Here is a 1,857-nt window from a genome sequence, read left to right on the forward strand (position 1 = left end):
CGCCGTCCGCGCGGCGCTCGCCGACCCGGCGACCGCGCACGCCACGCTCCTCGACCTCATGTACACCCCCGCGTACCTCGCGTCGCACCCCGGCCCGTTCCGCACCCTCGGCGACCCGACGATGCCCGCCCACGCCCGGCGCCGTCATCTGCGGGCCAGCGCCCGGCACGACGCCTGGGACGCGCTGCCCCGCGTCGCCGCGCCGACCCTCGTCGTGCACGGCACCGACGACGACTTCAACCCCACGGCCAACGCACCCCTGCTCGCCGAGCGCATCCCGGACGCACGGCTCCTGCTGATCCAGGGCGGCCGCCACGCCTACTTCGAGGAGTGTGCGGACGAGGCGACGCCACCCGTGCTCGACTTCCTCAACACGCGATCGGAGCAGGTGCGTTGACCGAAAGCACCCGAATACATCGCCGGCACGCCAAGCCCCGCGCGGCCTCGCTCGCCCGGTCCTCGTTCCTCATGGCGATCGGCACCCTCGTCTCCCGCGCCACCGGCCTGATCCGCACGGTCCTGCAGGCCGGAGCGCTGGGCACCGGCCTGTACGCGAGCACGTACAACACGGCGAACACCGTCCCCACCAGCCTGTACACGCTGCTCATCGGCGGCGCCCTGAACTCCGTCCTGGTGCCCCAGCTCGTACGCGCCCGCGCCGAGCACGCCGACGGCGGCCGCGCCTACGAACAGCGCCTGGTCACCCTCGTCGTCTGCGTCCTCGGGGTCGGCACCGCGCTGGCCGTGTGGGCGGCCCCGCAGATCGTCGGCATCTACATGAACGACACGCCGAAACAGCACGCCGCCTTCGAACTCACCGTCGTCTTCGCCCGGTTCCTGCTGCCGCAGATCTTCTTCTACGGTCTCTTCGCCATGCTCGGCCAAGTCCTCAACGCGCGCGGCAGGTTCGGGGCCATGATGTGGACCCCGGTGCTCAACAACGTCGTCCTCATCGCCATGTTCGCCGCCTACCTGAGTCTGCTGAAACTGCCGGCGAACGTCTCCGATGTCACCGCCGCACAGGTCCGCCTGCTCGGCATCGGCACCACCTGCGCCATCGCCGTCCAGGCCCTCGCCCTCATCCCGTTCGCGCGGGCGGCCGGCTTCCGGCTGCGGCCCCGCTTCGACTGGAAGGGCACCGGCCTCGGTGCGAGCATCCGGGCCGCCCGCTGGACCCTGCTGTTCGTCCTCGCCAATCAGGTGGCACTCGCCGTCGTCACGCACTTCGCGAACGCCACCGATGCCGCCCTGCCGCACTCCGGCGCGGGCTACACCGCGTACACCTACGCCCAGACGATCTGGCTGCTGCCCCAGTCCATCGTCACCGTCTCCCTCGTCACCGCGCTGCTGCCACGGATGAGCGCGGCCGCCGTCGCGGGCCGGGTCGACGACGTACGCGCCGATCTGTCCCGGGCACTGCGCGCGAGCGGAGCGGTGATCGTGCCCGCCGGATTCCTCTTCCTCGCGCTCGGGCCGCAGATCGCCGAGCTGCTGTTCGCCCACGGCGTCGCTCGCACGGGGCCGCTCGGCCACATGCTGCAGGCGTTCGGGCTGGGCCTGATCCCGTTCTCCGCGCAGTACCTGATGCTGCGCGGCTTCTACGCGTTCGAGGACACCCGCACCCCGTTCCTCACCGCCGTGTGGATCGGCGCGGTCAACATCGCGCTCGCCTGCGCCTGTCACTGGCTGCTGCCCGCCCGCTGGGCGGTCACCGGCATGGCGGCCGCGTACGCCCTCTCGTACGGGATCGGGCTGCTGCTCACCGCACGAAGGCTGCGGCGCCGCCTCGACGGGCGTCTCGACGGGCGCCGCCTGCTGCGCAGCTACGGGAAGCTGGCCGTCGCCGCCGGGTGCGCC

General features: G+C 72.2%; 2 protein-coding genes. Both read left to right on the forward strand.

The window, feature by feature from the left end:
* The coding region (locus tag G3I40_RS02045; RefSeq protein WP_164300411.1) for an alpha/beta hydrolase at positions 1–397 on the forward strand (397 nt) is incomplete at its 5' end.
* Positions 394–1,857, forward strand: a 1,464-nt coding sequence (murJ, locus tag G3I40_RS02050; RefSeq protein ID WP_164300412.1) for a murein biosynthesis integral membrane protein MurJ, incomplete at its 3' end; no start/stop codon positions are given. The genes G3I40_RS02045 and murJ, both read left to right, overlap by 4 nt.

Origin of the sequence: Streptomyces sp. SID14478, from assembly GCF_010548525.1 — a bacterium.
In the GTDB taxonomy this organism is placed as follows: Bacteria; Actinomycetota; Actinomycetes; order Streptomycetales; family Streptomycetaceae; genus Streptomyces.